The sequence below is a fragment of the Methylobacterium sp. 142-1Y genome (assembly GCF_057747795.1).
The window spans coordinates 645,593-662,402 of the sequence record NZ_JBYLEN010000002.1 but is presented as its reverse complement, the minus strand read 5'-3'; the positions used below and the strand labels follow the sequence as shown (position 1 = coordinate 662,402).

18 protein-coding genes are annotated in these 16,810 nt (G+C 68.8%); 11 read left to right on the top strand and 7 right to left on the bottom strand.

The genetic code is table 11. The features are described 5' to 3' along the window. Positions 1-45: 45 nt before the first annotated feature. From AC3AOF_RS33015 to AC3AOF_RS32990, 6 genes are all read right to left on the bottom strand, one after another. Complete coding sequence (locus tag AC3AOF_RS33015; RefSeq protein WP_488349233.1) at positions 46-1,005, bottom strand: cupin domain-containing protein; 960 nt, start codon at positions 1,003-1,005, stop codon at positions 46-48. Next, complete coding sequence (locus AC3AOF_RS33010; protein ID WP_488349232.1) at positions 1,002-2,264, bottom strand: hydantoinase/carbamoylase family amidase; 1,263 nt, start codon at positions 2,262-2,264, stop codon at positions 1,002-1,004. The genes AC3AOF_RS33015 and AC3AOF_RS33010 overlap by 4 nt, the downstream gene beginning before the upstream one ends. Positions 2,265-2,266: 2 nt before the next feature. Next, positions 2,267-3,145 carry an alpha/beta fold hydrolase gene (locus AC3AOF_RS33005; protein ID WP_488349231.1) on the bottom strand — a complete coding sequence of 293 codons (879 nt, stop codon included), beginning with the start codon at positions 3,143-3,145 and terminating at the stop codon, positions 2,267-2,269. Positions 3,146-3,181: 36 nt separating this feature from the next. Further along, positions 3,182-4,318, bottom strand: coding sequence for a pyridoxal phosphate-dependent aminotransferase (locus AC3AOF_RS33000; protein ID WP_488349230.1), 1,137 nt, complete (start codon positions 4,316-4,318; stop codon positions 3,182-3,184). Further along, complete coding sequence (locus AC3AOF_RS32995) at positions 4,318-5,097, bottom strand: SDR family oxidoreductase (RefSeq protein WP_236993180.1); 780 nt, start codon at positions 5,095-5,097, stop codon at positions 4,318-4,320. Before AC3AOF_RS32995 ends, AC3AOF_RS33000 begins: the two co-directional genes overlap by 1 nt. A 61-nt stretch (positions 5,098-5,158) precedes the next feature. Next, positions 5,159-5,878: a GntR family transcriptional regulator gene (locus AC3AOF_RS32990; protein WP_488349229.1), complete on the bottom strand. Its 720-nt coding sequence runs from the start codon at positions 5,876-5,878 to the stop codon at positions 5,159-5,161. Between the two features lie 234 nt (positions 5,879-6,112). Here AC3AOF_RS32990 and AC3AOF_RS32985 point away from each other — a divergent pair, with 234 nt between their 5' ends. The 8 genes from AC3AOF_RS32985 (at position 6,113) to AC3AOF_RS32950 (ending at position 13,104) form a co-directional block, all read left to right on the top strand. Next, the gene (locus tag AC3AOF_RS32985) at positions 6,113-6,949 is read left to right on the top strand and encodes an ABC transporter ATP-binding protein (RefSeq protein WP_236993182.1); all 837 of its coding nucleotides are present in this window, start codon (positions 6,113-6,115) and stop codon (positions 6,947-6,949) included. Further along, positions 6,946-7,731, top strand: a complete 786-nt coding sequence (locus AC3AOF_RS32980; protein ID WP_236993183.1) for a class II aldolase/adducin family protein — start codon at positions 6,946-6,948, stop codon at positions 7,729-7,731. The genes AC3AOF_RS32985 and AC3AOF_RS32980 overlap by 4 nt, the downstream gene beginning before the upstream one ends. A gap of 15 nt (positions 7,732-7,746) precedes the next feature. Beyond that, positions 7,747-8,760, top strand: a complete 1,014-nt coding sequence (locus AC3AOF_RS32975) for an ABC transporter substrate-binding protein (protein WP_488349228.1) — start codon at positions 7,747-7,749, stop codon at positions 8,758-8,760. After that, positions 8,757-9,554, top strand: a complete 798-nt coding sequence (locus AC3AOF_RS32970; RefSeq protein ID WP_236993185.1) for an ABC transporter permease — start codon at positions 8,757-8,759, stop codon at positions 9,552-9,554. The genes AC3AOF_RS32975 and AC3AOF_RS32970 overlap by 4 nt, the downstream gene beginning before the upstream one ends. Continuing rightward, positions 9,551-10,306 carry an ABC transporter permease gene (locus AC3AOF_RS32965; RefSeq protein WP_236993186.1) on the top strand — a complete coding sequence of 252 codons (756 nt, stop codon included), beginning with the start codon at positions 9,551-9,553 and terminating at the stop codon, positions 10,304-10,306. Before AC3AOF_RS32970 ends, AC3AOF_RS32965 begins: the two co-directional genes overlap by 4 nt. Continuing rightward, entirely contained in the window at positions 10,303-11,592 is a 1,290-nt protein-coding gene (locus tag AC3AOF_RS32960) for an LLM class flavin-dependent oxidoreductase (protein ID WP_236993187.1), read from the top strand. Before AC3AOF_RS32965 ends, AC3AOF_RS32960 begins: the two co-directional genes overlap by 4 nt. A 910-nt stretch (positions 11,593-12,502) precedes the next feature. Beyond that, complete coding sequence (locus AC3AOF_RS32955; RefSeq protein ID WP_488349227.1) at positions 12,503-12,682, top strand: hypothetical protein; 180 nt, start codon at positions 12,503-12,505, stop codon at positions 12,680-12,682. Further along, on the top strand, positions 12,667-13,104 hold the full coding sequence (locus AC3AOF_RS32950) for an acyl-CoA thioesterase (RefSeq protein WP_236993189.1): 438 nt from the start codon (positions 12,667-12,669) through the stop codon (positions 13,102-13,104). Before AC3AOF_RS32955 ends, AC3AOF_RS32950 begins: the two co-directional genes overlap by 16 nt. Here the strand turns inward: AC3AOF_RS32950 and AC3AOF_RS32945 are convergent. Then, on the bottom strand, positions 13,058-13,663 hold the full coding sequence (locus AC3AOF_RS32945) for a TetR/AcrR family transcriptional regulator (protein ID WP_236993190.1): 606 nt from the start codon (positions 13,661-13,663) through the stop codon (positions 13,058-13,060). The genes AC3AOF_RS32950 and AC3AOF_RS32945 overlap by 47 nt on opposite strands. Positions 13,664-13,926: 263 nt before the next feature. On the opposite strand from AC3AOF_RS32945, the gene AC3AOF_RS32940 reads away from it, so the two are divergent. The 3 genes from AC3AOF_RS32940 to AC3AOF_RS32930 all read left to right on the top strand — a co-directional run bounded on the left by AC3AOF_RS32940 (position 13,927) and on the right by AC3AOF_RS32930 (position 16,619). Continuing rightward, positions 13,927-14,967, top strand: coding sequence for a hypothetical protein (locus AC3AOF_RS32940; RefSeq protein ID WP_236993191.1), 1,041 nt, complete (start codon positions 13,927-13,929; stop codon positions 14,965-14,967). Between the two features lie 88 nt (positions 14,968-15,055). Next, complete coding sequence (locus AC3AOF_RS32935) at positions 15,056-15,955, top strand: DMT family transporter (protein WP_488349226.1); 900 nt, start codon at positions 15,056-15,058, stop codon at positions 15,953-15,955. Positions 15,956-16,265: 310 nt separating this feature from the next. Next, positions 16,266-16,619: a hypothetical protein gene (locus AC3AOF_RS32930; RefSeq protein ID WP_488349225.1), complete on the top strand. Its 354-nt coding sequence runs from the start codon at positions 16,266-16,268 to the stop codon at positions 16,617-16,619. Positions 16,620-16,810: the final 191 nt, after the last annotated feature.

The following is a 16,810-nucleotide window of genomic DNA, read 5'->3' as shown; positions in this document are numbered from 1 at the left end:
GCATCGTGCCCTCACCGAGCGCGAGGGGGCCACGTATCCGTGGCCTCACGTCAGGAACGCGAAACCCATGGTGCGGGCGTGGTAGTGCGGGCCGCCATCCTGCACGATCAGGAAGCGGGCTCGATCGCCACCGTCGTTGTGGTGGGAGTGCGGCGCGCCGGGCGGGGTCACCAGGGTCGCCCAAAGGGTCCAGTCGCAGCGGGCGCCGTCGACGGTGGAGAAGCAGCTTTCCCCGGCAACCACGAGGGTCACCGCCGCCGAGTTGTGGCGGTGGGCGCGCTGATCGGTGCCGGGCGGCAGGGTGTTGAGCGAAAGGGTCAGGGTCGGCAGGATGTTGCGGCTCGCCTCGAGCCCGTCCGAGGAGAAGATCAGGGCGAGGCCCGAGGTCGCCGCGTTGGTGCCGGCCGCCGCGATCACCGCGAGCTGGCGCTCGATCTCGGCCGCCGGATAATGCACGGCGGCGACCGGGATCGAGGGCGGGCGCGAGGCGTCGTGGGCGAGCTGCGGCTCGTTGCTGACGCTCCACAGGACCGCCCGGCTCTCCGCCGCATGCGCGACCGCGCCGCCGGGCAGCAGCATCACGTCGCCGGGGCCCCAGCGCAGGGTCTCGCCCCCGGCCTGCGTCTCACCGGTGCCGGCGATGACGAACCAGATCGAGCCGGTCGCCGCGAGGTCGCAGGCAAGGCGTTCGCCCGCCGCGATGGCGGCGTAGCGCGCCAGCATCAACGGGGTGGTGGCCGGGAACGGGCAGGCCATCGCCCCGGCCTGGTCGCACGGAACGAAGCCCGTCGGTGCGTCCGGGGCGAGCGCCCGGGCGGCCTCGTCCGTGAAGACACGGGCGGGCACCGCCGGCAGCTTGATGTTGAAGGCGTTGCCGGAATTGAAGAAGCGCGCCCGCGCCCCGGCCGGGCTGCCCGGGTCCCGCGGGTGCTGGACCGGCAGGTTCGCCATGTCGATCGGGGTCATGTCGATCGAGGTCATGTCGATCGGGGTCATGTCGGTCATCGGGCGTCTCCTCGTGCGAGGGGCAGGGCGTCGGCGAAGGCGAGGTCGTGGAGCACCCGGGCGAGGACGCCTGCGCCGGCGGCGAGGTCGGCGGGCTCGGCCCATTCGGCCGGGGCGTGGCTGATCCCGGCCCGGCAGGGGACGAAGATCATCGCGCTCGGGCACGAGGAGGCGAGGTGGCGGGCGTCGTGGCCGGCGGCCGAGAGGAGCGGCATCGCCCGGATCCCGAGTTCCGCCGCCGCCCGCGCGATCCGGTCCCGGAGCACGGGATCGAAGGCGTTCGAGGGTGCGGCGACGAGGGGCGTCACCGCGACCGCGCAAGGGCCCGCCTCGGCCCGGCATAAGGGCTCGATCCACGCGCCGGCCGCATTCAGCACCGTGTTGTCGGGGTGGCGCAAATCGATGCTGAAACGGACCTCCCGGGCGATCACCGAGGGGGCGTTCGGCGCGACCGTGACCCGCCCGATGGTGAACTTGATCGCCGGATCGAGGCCGCCGATCGCCCCGTGGAGCGCGGCGGCGCAGCGCGCGAAGGCCGCCACCGCGTCGCGGCGCTCGGACATGGCGAGGGTGCCGGCATGGCCCTCCACGCCGGAGACGCACACGGAAAAGGTCTTCTTGCCCTGGATGCCGGTGACGATCCCGACCGGGCACCCCGCCGCCTCCAGCACCGGGCCCTGCTCGATATGCAGTTCCAGATAGGCGGCGACCGGACCGCCGAGGGGCCGGCGCGGCAGGTCGGGAAACCAGGCGTGGAAGCGGTCGAGGGCGTCGCCCGCGCCGATCCCGTCCGCATCCCGGACGGCCCGGATCGCCGCGAGGCCGCGCAACCCGCAGAACGCCTCCGAGCCCATCATGCCGGGGGCGAAGCGGCTGCCCTCCTCGTTCATCCAGGCGACGACGATGCAGTCGCGCTCCGGCACCCGCCCGCCCGCGGCGAGATCCGTCACGGCGTCGAGGGCGGCGAGCACGCCTGCCGCCCCGTCGAAGCGCCCGCCGGTCGGCTGGGTGTCGAGATGGCTGCCGAGCAGGACCGGCGGAGCCGCCCGGTCGCGGCCGGCCAGGACCAGGAACAGGTTGCCGGCCTCGTCGGTCTGGGGCGCGAGCCCGGCCTCGCGGCCCCAGCCGATGACGAGGTGCCAGGCCGCGGCCTCGCCCGCGGTCAGGGCCTGCCGGTCGACGCCTCCGCCCGGGATGGCGCCGATCTCGGCGAGCGCCATCAGCCGGCGCCAGAGCCGGCCGGAAGCGGGGCCGGCCATCGTCACGTCGTCCGCATGATCTGGCCCGGCAGCGCCCGCGGATCGCGGGGCAGCCAGCGCCCGGCCTCGACCTGGGCGATGAACTCGGCCAGCAGCGCGTTGAAGGCGGCGGGCTCCTCCAGGTTCAGGGTGTGGCCGGTCTTCGGGAAGACCGAGAGCCCGCAGGCGGGAATCGTCTTCTTGAGGAAGAGGCCGGGCTGGAGGCAATGGTCGTCCTCGTCGCCGACCACCACCAGGGTCGGCACCGCCATCCGCCTCAGCTCCTCCTCGAGATCGTAGAAGGACGGCCGGCGGGCCTGCACGCCCCGCATCGTCATCGCGGCGCCCTTGTCCGAATGGGTGGCGAGCCGGTCGGCGAAGACCTGCCAGCCGCGCGGGTCCTTGTTCTGGAACTGCACCCGGCTGGCGCCGAGAGCATAGATCTTGGAGAATTCCCGCGCGCCCTTGGTCTCGAAGTTGTCGGCCACTTCGAGGGAGACGCTGCGAAAATACTCCTCGAACTCCTTCTCGCAGCCATAGCCGGCGCCCGCCACCGTCAGCGACAGCGCGCGCTCGGGGTATCGCAGGCCGACATGCACGGTGCAGAACCCGCCCATCGACAGTCCGACGATGTGGGCCTTCTCGATCCCGAGCCCGTCCAGCACGGCCACCGCATCGTCGGCGGCAAGACTTTGGGAATAGGAATCGAGGCTGTCGGGCACGTCGGACGGCGGATAGCCCCGCGCCGCGTAGGTGATGCAGCGGTGGCGGCGGCTGAAGAACTGCATCTGCGGCTCCCAGGAAGCGTGGTTGCCGCCGAATTCGTGGATGAACAGGATCGGGGTGCCGATTCCTGCCTCCTCGACGTGGAGGTTTACGCCGTCACGGGTCGTGATCGTCATGATGGGCTGTCCCGATGGATCGTCCTGGGCAGGGGCTCAGAATTGCGGCGGCAGGTCGTTCAGCGTGCGCGCTTCCTCCGCCAGGGCCGGCAGCAGATCGCAGAACCGCTGCACCCACGGCGTCGGCACCGAGGTCGAGACCTTGACGAAGCGGTCGCCGAAGCGGGCGGTGTGGTAGGTGCCCTGGCGGATCATGATTCCCCGCCGGCGGTAGCACTCGACCAGGGCCTCCGGCCGGATGCCGGCGCCGATCGTCTCCAGCACCAGGAAGTTGCCGTGCGAGGGGAAGATCGGCAGCGCCAGCCCCTCGACCCGGCCCGCGGCCTCGGCGATCATCGCCTTGTTGGCCCGGTCGATCCGGCGGACCTCCGCCATCCAGGCGGGCTTGACCGACAGCCCGGCCTCGGCGGCCCGCTGCGCGATCACGCTGGCGCCCAGCACGCTGGTGGTGCGCGCGGCCATCTCCTCGAACAGGGCGGGCGAGGCGACGAGCGCGCCGATGCGCAGGCCCGCAAGCCCGAGCCACTTCGAGAAGCTCAGCGAGACGATCGTGTTCTCAGGGTCGGCGAGGAGCGCCGGGTAATGGCCCTCGGCGAAGTCGCGGTAGGTGCAATCATGGACGAGGAGCGCGCCGCAATCCCGGGCGATGGCAGCGAACGCCTCGATCTCGGCCCGCGTGTAGCGGATGCCGAGCGGGTTGTTGGGATCGACGAGGTAGATGATCGCCGTGCGCGCGTCGACGTTGGCGCGCAGGGCCTCCGGGGTCAGCCGATACCCGCAGGCGGGATCGTAGATCGGGATCTCGATCACCGTCGCGCCGGCTTGTTCGGCGAACAGGCACGGCCATTTCCAGGTCGGGTCGGTGGTGACGAAGGTGGTGCCGGGCCGGCAGCGGGCGCGGCAGACCATCGCCAGCGCATTGACGCCGCCCTCGGTCACGAGCGCCTCGGCGCCCGGCGTGCCGAGATCGGCGGTGATCGCGGCGCGTAAACGTTCGAAGCCGAGCGGCGGCGCGTAGGCGTTGAAGGCGTTGTCCTCGACCGCCCGGATCATCGCCGCGCGCACCGCCGGATGCGCCTCGATGTGGTTGGTGTTCTGGCCGAGCCAGATCAGGTCCGGCGTCGCCGAGAGGTCGTCGAAGTAGCGGTTGCGGGTCAGCGCAGGGGAGGCCATCAGATCACCGAGCCGCGCGAGGCGATGCCGCCGTCGATGGTGACGACCGTGCCGGTGATGTAGCCGGCCCGCGGCGAGGCCAGGAAGGCGCAGAGGTCGGCGACTTCCTCCGAGGTGGCGGGGCGCTTGCCCGGATACTTGTCGAACAGTTCCTGCCAGCGCGCCTCGTCGCCGAGCATGTCGATCGCCTTGCGCTTCATGATCTTGAGCATGCGGTCGGTGGCGACCGGGCCGGGATTGATCGCGACCACGCGCACGCCGTGGTCGAGGCTGCGGCCGCCGAGCGCCTTGGTGAAGGACATCAGCGCGGCGTTGCCGGTCGAGCCCGCGATGTAGCTCGCGTCCCAGTTCTCGCCCGAATTGCCGATGACGTTGACGATCACGCCGCCGCGGCCCTTCAGGCGCGGATAGTAGAGGCGCGACAGGGTGATGTAGCCGAACACCTTGAGGTCGAAGCCCCGGCGCCAGTCCTCCTCCTCCAGCACCTCGATCGAGCCGGCCGGGATGTCGCCGGCATTGTTGACCAGGATGTCGATGTCGCCGGCCGCCGCGGCGAGCCGCTCCATCGCGGCGGTGCTCGACAGGTCGAGGGCATGGACGGTGACGCGGACGCCGTACTCGGCCTCCAGTTCGCGCCTGGCCTCCTCCATCGCCGCGCCGTTGCGGGCGGCGAGATGCAGGTGGCAGCCTTCCGCCGCGAAGGTGCGGGCCACGGCGAGGCCGATGCCCTTCGAGGCACCGGTGATCAGGGCGGTCTTGTCGGTGAGGTCGAGCTGCACGGGGCACTCCTGACGGGCAACAGGTATGCATCGTGCAGCAAGTTGCATACCAGACGCGGTCTCACTCGAACGCGGCCAGGAAGTCGAGCAGGTTGTCGCCGAGCAGCGCGACGTGGTCGCGCATCGCCCGGTGCGCGCCCTCCGGGTCGTGGGCGAGGATCGCCCTCAGGATCGCCTCGTGCTCGCGGATCGTGTCGCTCATCCGGTTCGGCATCCGGGTGACGCGGCGGCGATAGGCGGCGACCTGGTTGCGCAGGCGCCGGGTCTGGTCGGCCAGGAAGCCGTTGCGGGCGGCCTCGTAGATCGCCTCGTGGAAATCCTGGTTCACGTCGTAGAAGGCGTCGGCGTCGCCGCCGTCGACGAGGTCGACGAGGCGCTGGTGGATCGGCTCGATCGTCGCCCGCCAGGTCGGCGGGACGCGCCGCGCGGCGAGCCGCGCACACAGGCCTTCGAGTTCCGCCATCACCTGGAACATCTCGATCAGGGCGTGCGGGCCGATGCTGCGCACCACCGCGCCCTGGCGCCCGCGCAGCTCGACGAGGTGGCTGGCGGCGAGCAGCCGGAACGCCTCGCGGACGGGGGTTCGCGACACGCCGTAGCGCAGTGCGATCTCCTGTTCGTCCAGGCGGCTGCCGGGTTCGAGATGGCCGGCGGCGATCGCCGCTTCGAGCTGTTGGCGCAACCCCTCCGCCAGGGTTAGGCCGGGGGCAGGGGAGACCGGGGCACGCCCCGCATCGATCCCGATGACGCCGTTTTGTGCGCCTGCCGCCATCTTATGCATTCATAAATTCCATATTTGTGTACATCACCCCTGCCGCCTCGCCCAGTTCGACCCGGCCGGCACCTTCGCGCCGCACTCGCCAGGGCCGAGGCAAACGCGATGCCGTTGCGTTCACGCCGCTCCGGAGCCGTCTGGCACATCCGTTGCAGAGATCCGCCCATCGCGGCCGGCGCTCAGGCATGCCAGAGGCGGCCCTCGTTATACAAGAACCCGAAAGGACGTCTCTTGCGGGCGATGCTGCGACACCAGGACGACGCTCCCGCGACGACGGCGGATCCCGCGCCGCTGATCGAGTTCAAGGGCGTCGGCAAGACGTTCGGGCCGGTCAAGGCCCTGTCGGGGTTCTCGGCCCGGATCGGGCGGGGCGAGTTCGTCACCGTCGTCGGCCCGAGCGGCTGCGGCAAGAGCACGCTCTTCAACATCGTGGCCGGGCTGGAGGAGCCCGATCCCGGCGGGGCCCTGCGCTTCGAGGGGCGGAGCTGCCACGCCGCCGACCTGCTCGGCCGGGTCTCGTTCATGCCCCAGCGCGACCTGCTGCTGCCCTGGCGCACCGTGATCGACAACGCGATCCTGGCGCTGGAGATCGAGGGAAGGCCGCGCAAGGAAGCCCGTTCGGAAGCGCTCCGGATGCTGCCCGAATTCGGGCTGTCCGGTTTCGAGGCACAGTACCCGCACCAGCTCTCCGGCGGCATGCGCCAGCGGGTGGCCTTGATGCGCACCTTCCTGTTCGAGCGCGACCTGATGCTGCTCGACGAGCCGTTCGGGGCGCTGGACGCGCTGACCCGCACGCTGATGCAGCGGTGGCTCCTCGACGTCTGGCAGCGCCACCGGCGCACGATCCTGTTCATCACCCACGACGTCGACGAGGCGATCTTCCTCGGCGACCGGGTGCTGGTGATGACCGCCCGGCCGGGCGCGGTGAAGCTCGAGCAGCGCATCGACCTGCCGCGGCCGCGCCGGCCCGACCTCGTCACCGCCCCCGAATTCATCCGGCTCAAGCGCACGCTCCTCGAGGCGATCGAGGAGGAGAGCCTGAAGTCGTTCCAGATCGCCGAGGAGAAGGCTCCATGAACGCCCGCATGAGCGCCGAGACCCCCGCAGGCCGCGTCGATCCCGCCGAGTGGGAGGCCCGCGTCGCGCTCGCCGCCTGCTACCGCATGGTGGCGCAGCTCGGCATGGACGACCTGATCTACAACCACATCTCGGCCCGCATTCCCGGGCGCGACAACGAATTCCTGATCAACCCCTACGGCCTGCTCTTCGACGAGATCACCGCGTCGAGCCTCGTCAAGATCGACCTCGACGGCACCGTCCTCGACGACACGCCCCACACGGTGAACCTCGCCGCCTTCGTGATCCACGCGGCGATCCACAAGACGAGCCACGACGCGGCCTGCGTGCTGCACACCCATTCGGATGCCAGCGTCGCCGTCTCCGGCCAGGAGAAGGGACTGTTGCCGCTGAGCCAGTTCGCGATGCGGTTCTACGACCGGCAGGCCTTCCACGATTACGAGGGCGTGGCGATCGACCTCGACGAGCAGGGGCGCCTCGTGCGCGATCTCGGGCCCCACAAGGTCATGCTGATGCGCAACCACGGCATCCTGACCGTCGGCCGCACGCCCGGCGAGGCGTTCATGCTGCTCTACTACTTCGAGCGCGCCGCACGCATCCAGCTCGACATGCAGGCGGCGGCCGCCGCCGGCGCCGCCCTGGTGATCCCGCCCCACGAGGTCTGCGAGCGCGCCGCGCGGCAGTTCTGGGAGCTGCAGGGCGACATCCTGATCCCCGGCGAGCGCGAATGGCCGGCGCTAATGCGCCGGCTCGACCGCACCGACCCGTCCTACCGCCACTGAACGCGAAGGTCCCCGATGCTCAAGCGCCGCCACCTCCTCGCCGCCCTCGCCGCCCTCACCCTCGCCGGTCCTGCCCTCGCCGGTGCCGCCGCCGCCGAGCCGGTGAAAGCCTCGTTGCGCCTGAAATGGCTGCCGCAGGCGCAGTTCGCCGGGTTCTACGTCGCCGTGCAGAAGAGCTACTACAAGGCGGAAGGGATCGACCTGACGATCAACCCGGGCGGGCCGAACCTGCTCGCCGAGAACCTCGTCGCCACCGGCGCCGACACGTTCGGCCTCTCGGGCGGCAGCGACAGCGTGCTCGCCGCCCGCGACAAGGGCCTGCCGGTGGTCTGCATCGGCGTCTCGCACCAGGTCACCCCGTTCGTCTTCGTCACCCGCAAGGACGGACCGGTCAAGACGCTCCAGGACTTCAAGGGCCGCACCGTCACGACCTGGTTCACCGGCGCCAACCACGTCCTCAACGCCGTCCTGGCCAAGGAGGGCATCCAGCCCGGCGAGGTGAAGATCCAGCCGCAGCAGGTCAGCGTCACGCCGTTCGTCGACGGCGCCGTCGATGTCGCCACGGCCACTTACTACAACGAACTTTACGCCATCCAGAGCCGGATGGGGAAAGACAACTTACGCACCTTCGTCGCCGAGGATTACGGCGTCACCTTCCCGCGCGACACCTTGATCGTGTCCGAGCCGGTGCTGAAGGACAAGCCCGAGCTGGTGAAGGGCTTCCTGCGCGCCTCGATCCGCGGCTGGCGCGACGCCTTCGCCGATCCGAAGGCCGCAATCGATACCGTGATGGCGATCGCCCCGACCCTCGACCGGGCACACCAGGAGTTCATGCTGGCGGAGGTCAAGCGCCTGATGACGGCCGGCGCCGCCAAGGAGCGGGGCCTGTTCGCGATCGACCCGGCGGCCATCGCCAAGGCGCACGACCTGCTGCTCCAGGCCAAGGTGATTGCAAAGCCCGTCGACCTCGACAGCGCCTTCGATTCCCGGCCGCTCGATGCCCTGTCGAGCGCGGACCGCCAGCTGTGAGCGCGGCGCTCGCCGAGTCCACGCCGGCCGCGCCCCGCGCCGCCGGCCTCGCCCGCCGGATCGGCCTGCGGATCCTCGCGCTGCTGGCCGTGGCGCTCGCCTGGGAGGGGCTGGTGCTCCTGCTGGGGATCCGGCCGTTCTACCTGCCGCGGCTCTCGGCGGTCCTGGCGGCCATCCTGGCGACGCCGGGTGCCTATGCCGCCGGGTTCCTGCGCACGCTGACCGAGACCCTGATCGGCTTCGTCGCCGGGGGCGCCTTCGGGATCGCGGTCGCCGTGGCGTTCCTGCGGCTGCGGGCGTTGCGCGAGATGGTCTTCCCGCTCTTCGTGGTGTCGCAGACCATTCCCGTCATCGCCTTCGGGGCGCTGGTCGTGCTGTGGTTCGGCAACACGCTGATCGCCAAGGCCGTCATCGCCTTCTACCTCACCTTCTTCCCCGTCACCGTGAACGCGCTCATCGGCCTCGAATCGGTCGACCCGCGCCAGATCGCCCTGATGCGCAGCTTCGGCGCCTCGCCGCGCCAGATCCTGCTGCGTCTCCAGTTGCCGAGCGCCCTGCCGCAGACCTTCGTGGCGTTGCGGCTCGCCGCCTCGCTCAGCCTCGTGGGTGCCATCGTCGGCGAGTGGTTCGGCGACACGACCGGGCTCGGCGTGCTGCTGCTGCAGGCGATGTACAACGAGAACGTCGTGGCGATCTGGGCCGCGCTCCTGGTCTGCGCGCTTCTCGGCACCGGCTTCTACGCGGCCGTCGCCTTCCTCGAACGCCGCCTCGTCTTCTGGGGGGCCGAGCAGTGACGGGGCAAAAATCCCTCGCCGTGCAGCGCGGCATCCTCGGCGCGCTGGTGCTGATCGGGCTCTGGGAGGGCGTCGCCCGCGGCTTCTCCCTGCCGGCCTACGTTCTGCCGGCGATGAGCGACGTGCTCCTCGGCGTGTGGGGTCAGCGCGCGATGCTCGCCGAGGCGGCCGCCTACACCCTCTCCGAGGCGCTCCTCGGCTACGCTCTCGGGGCGCTCCTCGGCATCGGGCTCGCCGTCGCGCTGACCCTGCTGCCGCGGGCCCGCGGCGTCGTCGTGACCGCGGTGACGGCGGTGAACTCGGTCCCGGTGGTAGCCTACTCGCCCCTGATCCTGCTGTGGTTCGGCATCGGCATCGCCTCGAAGGTGGTGATGGTGGCGCTCGCCGTCAGCTTCACCCTGTTCCTCTCGACGCTCAGCGGCCTCGACCGGGTCGACCGCCGCAGCATCGACCTGATGCGCAGCTTCGGCGCCGGGCGCCTCGCCCTCCTGTGGCGCCTGCGCCTGCCGACCGCCCTGCCGCTGATCCTCGCCGGGCTTCGCGTCTCGACGGTGCGCAGCATCATCGTGGCGATCGTCACCGAGATGCTGGGCGCCTATGGCGGGCTCGGCTGGGTGATCTACCAGGCGGTGCTCCAGATCGATTTCGTCCAGGTCTGGTCGGCGATCGTCGTCGCCTCGGCGGCGAGCCTCCTGTTCTTCGGTCTCGTCGGCCTCGCCGAGCGCCGGCTCCTGTTCTGGAAGGCGTCATGATCCGGCAGATGCATCTCGGCCTGTTCCTCCTCGGCACCGGCAGCCACGTCGCCGGCTGGCGCATGCCCGGCGCGGTCGACAGCTTCCAGGACTTTTCGGCGATTCAGGAGATCGCCCGCACCGCGGAGCGCGGCTGCTTCGACCTGATCTTCATCGGCGACAACCTCTATGCCGATCCGGCCGCGCACCCCTCCTATACCCTGCGCCTCGAACCCCTGACGCTGCTCGCGGCGCTCGCCCCGCTCACCCGCCATATCGGCCTCGGCGCCACGGTCTCGACCACCTACAGCGATCCGTTCACGGTCGCCCGCGCCTTCGCCTCCCTCGATCATATCAGCGGCGGCCGCGCCGCCTGGAACGCCGTGACGACGGCGAGCCCGGCGACCGCCGCGAATTTCGGCACGATCCATCCGGACCACGCAAGGCGCTACGAGCGGGCGGGCGAGTTCCTCGACGTGGTCGCCGGCCTGTGGGACGGCTGGGCCGACGACGCGGTGGTGGCCGACCGGGCGAGCGGCCTCTACATCGATCCCACTCGCTTGCGCGCCCTCGACCATGACGGCCCCTTCTTCACGGTGAAGGGCCCGCTCAATATCGGCCGCAGCCCGCAAGGGCGGCCGGTGGTGCTCCAGGCCGGCGGCTCGGAGGCCGGCCAGGATCTCGCCGCGCGCACCGCCGACGTGGTCTTCTCGGTGGTGCAGGACATCGACGAGGCCCGTGCCGCCTATGCGAGCCTGAAGGGCCGGCTCGCTGCCCATGGCCGGCGCCCCGACGATGTCAGCGTGCTGCCGGGCGTGATGCCGGTGGTCGGGCGCACGGACCGCGAGGCGTTCGACAAGCTGGCGACGCTCCAGGGCTTCGTCGGCAACGAGAACGCCCTGGCGCTGCTCTCCGACCGGCTCGGGCAGGACATGTCGGCTTACGACCTCGACGGGCCGGTGCCCGACATCGCCCTGCCGGACAGCTATCACAGTTTCGCCCGGGTGATGCTGTCGAAAGCCCGCCGCGACGGCATGACCTTGCGCGACCTCTACAACCTCACCGCCGCGGCCCGCGGCCACTGGGTTTTGTGCGGGTCGGCCGAGACGATCGCAGACACGCTCCAGCACTGGTTCGAGACCGGTGCCGCCGACGGCTTCAACGTGATGCCGCCCTATTTCCACGACGGCTTCATCGACTTCGTCGACCTCGTCGTGCCGCTGCTGCAGGAGCGCGGGCTTTTTCGCCGCGACTACCATGGCAGGACCCTTCGCGACCGCCTCGGCCTTGCCCGGCCGGCGCGCTGACGAGGGCCGCCGGTTCCGACTCGCTCACGCCGACGATCCGCGACGGCCCGCCGATCCTCGACCGGGAGACGCTCGCAGGGATTCCGGGGCCTGACCGGCAGCGCCTTGCAGCGAGGATCTGCCGGTACCGGCCGACCCGGTACGTCTCATACGGCTTCCGATTGATCGCCTCGCGATGCGGAAACCGGCTTCGCTCAGGCGTGTGAAGCCTACGGCTTCACCGCGCGGGCTGGTGATACGGCGTCCGGAAGGAATCTTCCGGACGCCGTATCACGCATGCCGTCGGGCCCCTCCCATCGCGACCTCCCGCGTGACGGGGGAGGGGGCGATTCCGCCTCCGGCTCAGATGGGACGGTTTCGATCTCACGCCGGTCTATTTCAATCACAAAAATAATATTATTGAGTAAAGAAGCGGCCTCGGCCAGGGTCGAGCGACGTCCGCACCTCCGCGGCGCAGCCGCACGGGCGGATCAACCGTCACCTCGCCTGCATCGTCGGCGGCCGACCGCTCCGCGCCATCCAAACGGCACGGCGCGGCCGTCATCGAATGGTCCTGTCGGGCGCATCCGGATCATTGACATCTCTGTCAAAGCCAGGATACTCCTCTTACGTCAGACAGTGCTGCTCCCCAGCCTGGATGCGACGCCTCGCACGACTGTATTGGTTCAACTGACTGGTCGCTCATGCCGGCGGGAGGACATCGTGACCGCCCTGACCGTCTACCGTCGTCTGGCACCGGACGATCAGCCGTACGTCCGGACTTCGCGCGAGGCGCGGTCCGGCGTCCGTCTCGAGGAGTTCGTGGTCGGACGATCCGGACACGTCGCCGACTGGCGCCACGCAACCGCACCTCTGCGCCTCGCCCGCGATGATCGCCCGTTCTTGTCCGGCGCAGAGCCGGCCAACGCCGATGACTGCGTGTTTCGGCCTGTTCATGCGGGCGCGCCGGGTCGGCAGCGTCGAACTCGTGGAGGAGGACGACCCCGTGTTCGGCCGGCGCGAACGCCTTCTCGACGCCTTCGACGGTCTCGCCCGAAACCCGCCGACGGCTCACCAGGGGAAAGATGAGCGCCGATGGACCAGCCCGTAATCCTGACAGATTTTCCGCTGCGGACCACCGACAAGGTTCGGTATGCCGATACGGACCGGCAGGGGCACGTCAACAATGCACTCTTTGCAACTTTTCTCGAGACCGGCCGCGTCGCCGTGCTCTACGATCCCGGCCTGCCGCTGGCCGAGCCCGGCTCGGCCTTCGTGATCGCCCGCCTCGAACTGGACTTCCGCAGCGAGATCACGTGGCCTGGGGAGATCGCGATCGGAACCCGGGTCGAATCGATCGGGCGCAGCTCGATCGAACTGCGGCAGGCGCTGTTCCAGAACGATCGGTGCGCGGCGCTCGCCCGGACCGTGATCGTGCTGATGGATGAAGCGACGCGCCGCTCGCGGCCGTTATCGACCGCGGCGGTCACCCGGCTTTCCGCTTTCGGGCCGGGTCCGGCCGCGGACGTGTGACCGAGCGAACGAGTGACGAGGCCGTCGCCCGCAACTGCTGCGGATCACCGTGGATGCGCTCCATGACCGCCAGGCCGCGCGTCACGGCAACGACGAGGTTCGCCGTTTCGGCCCTCGACAGGCTCAGCTCGCTCTCGAACGGTGCGAGCGCGTCGGCGATCAGGGTTTCGAGGTCCAGGATCAGCCGCTGCACCTGCGCGCGGATGGCCGGCTCGGCCAGGCTGCCGTCGCTGGCGGTCTTGGTCGTCAGGCACCCTCGCGAGGGTGAGCCCGAGGTCATGTTGGCGATCGCCGTGTCAAAAAAGCGGGTGAGGATTTCGCCTGCACCCGTGCCGGCGAGACTGATCCGGACCGCGCCGAGGAACCGGGACGTATAGAGCTCGAACGCCTTGAGGAACAGGGTCTCCTTGGCGCCGTAGGCATTGTAGAGCGATCCGCGCTGCACGGCCGTTGCCTGGGCGAGAGCCGGCATGGACGTCGCCGCAGGCCCTTGCTGCCAGAACAAATCGAGCGCCTTTTCGAGGACCGCCTGCTCATCGAACTGCCGAACGCCGACCATTTTCTATGACCTGCAAAATTCATGATTGACATCTGCGTCAAGTTTGACAACCATGTCGAACATAACACGATCCTCGGCCCCTCGCGAGGCACGGGACAGTCAGCTCGAAAACTTGGCGCAAAGACGACATGTCGGGGTCCGGCCCTGGCCGGATCCGCGCGCCCAACCGGCATCCAGGCTATTTCCTCGCGGACACCAACCTGACCTGCAAGTCCAAGGATCGGCCGGATCGAACCCATCCTCATCAGCAGTGGGAGGTTATCATGTCGAGTGTTCTCCAGCGGGCACAGATCGTTCCGAGCGACATCCTGCCAAACCGCTACGTCAACATCGTACCGCCCGGCCGGCATGGCGGAAAGCTGACCTTCGACACGGTCGTCCGCGAGACCGACGACTTCTCGAAGCCTGCATTGTTCAAGTCGCTGGCTCCGATCGACGATCGCTTCGCCTCGCGCGCCTATTTCGATGCGATCGATCCGTCGCAGTCCCTGCAGTGGCGGGTCAAGACGACCGACCATGCGGTCTCGATGCGCTCCAAGGACGGCAAGTCCGACTATAACTACGTGACCGGTCGCACCGGGACGGGCAAGGAGTTCTTGGACGATATCTTCGAACACAAGCTCGACGTCTATTCGCATCTCGGGACGATCTCGTCGGGCTACAACGACCCTTACGAGTGGGGGAAGTCGGCCTTCCGCAAGATCAGGGCCGACGTGTTCGACAGCGGCTGGCTCGCGATCCCGAACTGGTCCGTGACAGGCCACATGTTCCTCGGCAACAGCACCCAGGAATTCGGTGAGCCGAGCCACGGGGCCGTCGGAAGCGACTGGCACATGTTCCCGACGCTGAACATCTTCGTGATGATCGCCGGGGTGAAGCGCTGGTACACACGGCCTCCCCACCCCGGCGACCAGTATCGCGACTTCGACAAGATGTTCGATACGAGCAGCGGCCGCGAAGCGCCGGCCGGGCAGTTCGACAGCGACATCATGTACATCACGCCCGGCGACGTCCTCATCAACCCACCCTTCGAGTGGCACAAGGTGCTCAACGCGCGCGGCTTCACGCTCGGGGCGGCGTTCCGGGTCATCGATACGAGCTACCTCGACTCGCTGCGCGACCGCTCCAACCTCGATCTCTCGAAGGTCGAAGGCGAGGGCAACGAGGAACTGGCTCACTTCCTGACCAGCATCAGCTACGCGTCGCGGAGCGCTCCGCGGGCGCAGATGATCCTCAACGACATCGAGTACGCCTATCTGCGTCGCCGCGGGCGGACCGACACGATCTCGATCGGCCATCTCTGATGCCGAGCCCCGGCCGATGCCGTGCGGGCATCGGCCGGGGCTCGGATGGCCCTCGTCGATCTTTCGTCAACCAGGAAGGGGAGGCTGCATGAAGTCGGAACGCTTGGCCGGCTTGCTCTACGGCCTCGGCGCGGCGGTGATCTGGGGAGGCTTCCCGGTCGTCACCCGGTTCGGGGTGACCAATTCCGGCCTCGACATGTACGACGTGACCTTCATCCGGTTCGCCGTCGCCTCGCTCCTGACCTTCCCGGTTCTGGTCAAGGGACGATGGCCCGACTGGAGGGTGACGGGCCTGCTCACCCTCGGCATCGGTGCTCCCTACATCCTCGTGGTGTCGGATGGCCTGGCCCGGGCACCGGTGGCCCTGTTCGCGGTTCTGACCCCCACGAGCATGGTGCTGTTCTCCGCCTGCCTGGGGTCGTGGGCCCTCGGCGATCGCCTGGGTCGCTGGCAACTCGGCGGTATCGCGGCGATCTGCATCGGCAGCACGATCGCCGCAACGGCCCTGACCGGGTTTCGCGGCAGTTCGTCCGCACTGGGATTGTTCGTCGCGGGAGGGGCTCTCTGGGCGCTCTACACGGTCGTGGCGAAGGGGGCGGGCCTCAACGCCTGGGTTGCGACGGCGGCCGTCTCCGCCACGTCGATGGTCGCCTACGGGCTGCCCTACCTGACGATCCGAGGATTTGCGTTCCTGGATCATCCCTGGCAGGGCCTCATCGTCCAGGCGCTGTACCAGGGGGCTCTCGTCTCGGTGGTGGCCTTGTTCTGCTACAGCAAGGCCGTCCTGCTGCTGGGGGCGTCGATCGGGGCATGCTTCGCGGCCTTGGTGCCCGCCATGGCCATGGTCGGGGGGCTTCTCTTGCTCGGTGAAGTGCCGTCCCCCGTTTCGGCGCTGGGTCTCGGCATTTCGACGCTCGGGATCGGGGCCGTCCTGCTCGCGCCCTCGCGATCGACCGAAGCGTCCCGACCGGCCGCATCCGCCACCTGATCCGCCACTTGGACCGGGCTCCCGCCGACGATCCTCTCCCCCGTCCTCATGGCGGAGGCGCGATCCGGCTCGCAGCTCCGGGCCCGACGAAGGTCATGCCGTTCGATCGTAGGTGCACGACACCGACGGGCGTCGCTGCGCCGGACGACCGCGGAAGACGGTCGGATCCCTGCTGACGGCTCCATCCTCTCATCTTTCTGCCCTTCCGGCGGTCATCGGCATGAGCCCGATCGCGAAAATCGTCGCAGCGTGAAGCTCACCACGGCAGCTCGGTTGGACGGAATTCTCCTGTGCTTGAGGAATGCCGGCAATGAACCTCTGGTCCGCCATGCTCGTGGCCCGGCTTCTCGTGTTTCCTGCGAGCGATGACGCTCCTGGGCTCGAGGGCAACTGCCGGTTCACGCCGACGCGGGGATGCGAATGCTTCCTCTCCTCGGTCGAGACGCCGCTGAGCTTCGGTGAGGCCGCCGGCATCGTCGAGATCTATCATCGTCAATTCCCGGACGACCGGTTCGAGGCGTTGCTGATACGCTTGTTTCGTGCATGCAGCCTTGATCCGTACGAATCCCCGAAGACGATCACCCCGAAACCGGCGATCACGCAGGACGCTATGGCGCCGCAGCATCGCTCGGAGTATTCGAAGAACAGGGAACTCTTCGAATGAATTACATTTCAATTTTCGGGATGTCAGACGGCCATAGCATGGCATGGAAGAAGATGGATATTTCTCTGCAAAAATTGGAATTTATTGACCTTACATCTAGTCTTTTTGCCCGCATAGAGAATTCATTCGACGATAAATGCCTGTATTTATGTCGATCATAGGCCTGCATAAGCCTGCGATAGTAGACAATG

Coding starts and splice junctions, on each gene's coding strand:
- AC3AOF_RS32930 (WP_488349225.1), top strand. CDS start 16,266: ATGAACCTCTGGTCCGCCATGCTCGTGGCCCGGCTTCTCGTGTTTCCT.
- AC3AOF_RS32940 (WP_236993191.1), top strand. CDS start 13,927: ATGTCGAGTGTTCTCCAGCGGGCACAGATCGTTCCGAGCGACATCCTG.
- AC3AOF_RS33015 (WP_488349233.1), bottom strand. CDS start 1,005: ATGACCGACATGACCCCGATCGACATGACCTCGATCGACATGACCCCG.
- AC3AOF_RS32950 (WP_236993189.1), top strand. CDS start 12,667: ATGGACCAGCCCGTAATCCTGACAGATTTTCCGCTGCGGACCACCGAC.
- AC3AOF_RS32935 (WP_488349226.1), top strand. CDS start 15,056: ATGAAGTCGGAACGCTTGGCCGGCTTGCTCTACGGCCTCGGCGCGGCG.
- AC3AOF_RS32960 (WP_236993187.1), top strand. CDS start 10,303: ATGATCCGGCAGATGCATCTCGGCCTGTTCCTCCTCGGCACCGGCAGC.
- AC3AOF_RS33000 (WP_488349230.1), bottom strand. CDS start 4,318: ATGGCCTCCCCTGCGCTGACCCGCAACCGCTACTTCGACGACCTCTCG.
- AC3AOF_RS32990 (WP_488349229.1), bottom strand. CDS start 5,878: ATGCATAAGATGGCGGCAGGCGCACAAAACGGCGTCATCGGGATCGAT.
- AC3AOF_RS32975 (WP_488349228.1), top strand. CDS start 7,747: ATGCTCAAGCGCCGCCACCTCCTCGCCGCCCTCGCCGCCCTCACCCTC.
- AC3AOF_RS33005 (WP_488349231.1), bottom strand. CDS start 3,145: ATGACGATCACGACCCGTGACGGCGTAAACCTCCACGTCGAGGAGGCA.
- AC3AOF_RS32985 (WP_236993182.1), top strand. CDS start 6,113: ATGCTGCGACACCAGGACGACGCTCCCGCGACGACGGCGGATCCCGCG.
- AC3AOF_RS32980 (WP_236993183.1), top strand. CDS start 6,946: ATGAACGCCCGCATGAGCGCCGAGACCCCCGCAGGCCGCGTCGATCCC.
- AC3AOF_RS32945 (WP_236993190.1), bottom strand. CDS start 13,663: ATGGTCGGCGTTCGGCAGTTCGATGAGCAGGCGGTCCTCGAAAAGGCG.
- AC3AOF_RS32955 (WP_488349227.1), top strand. CDS start 12,503: ATGACTGCGTGTTTCGGCCTGTTCATGCGGGCGCGCCGGGTCGGCAGC.
- AC3AOF_RS33010 (WP_488349232.1), bottom strand. CDS start 2,264: ATGGCCGGCCCCGCTTCCGGCCGGCTCTGGCGCCGGCTGATGGCGCTC.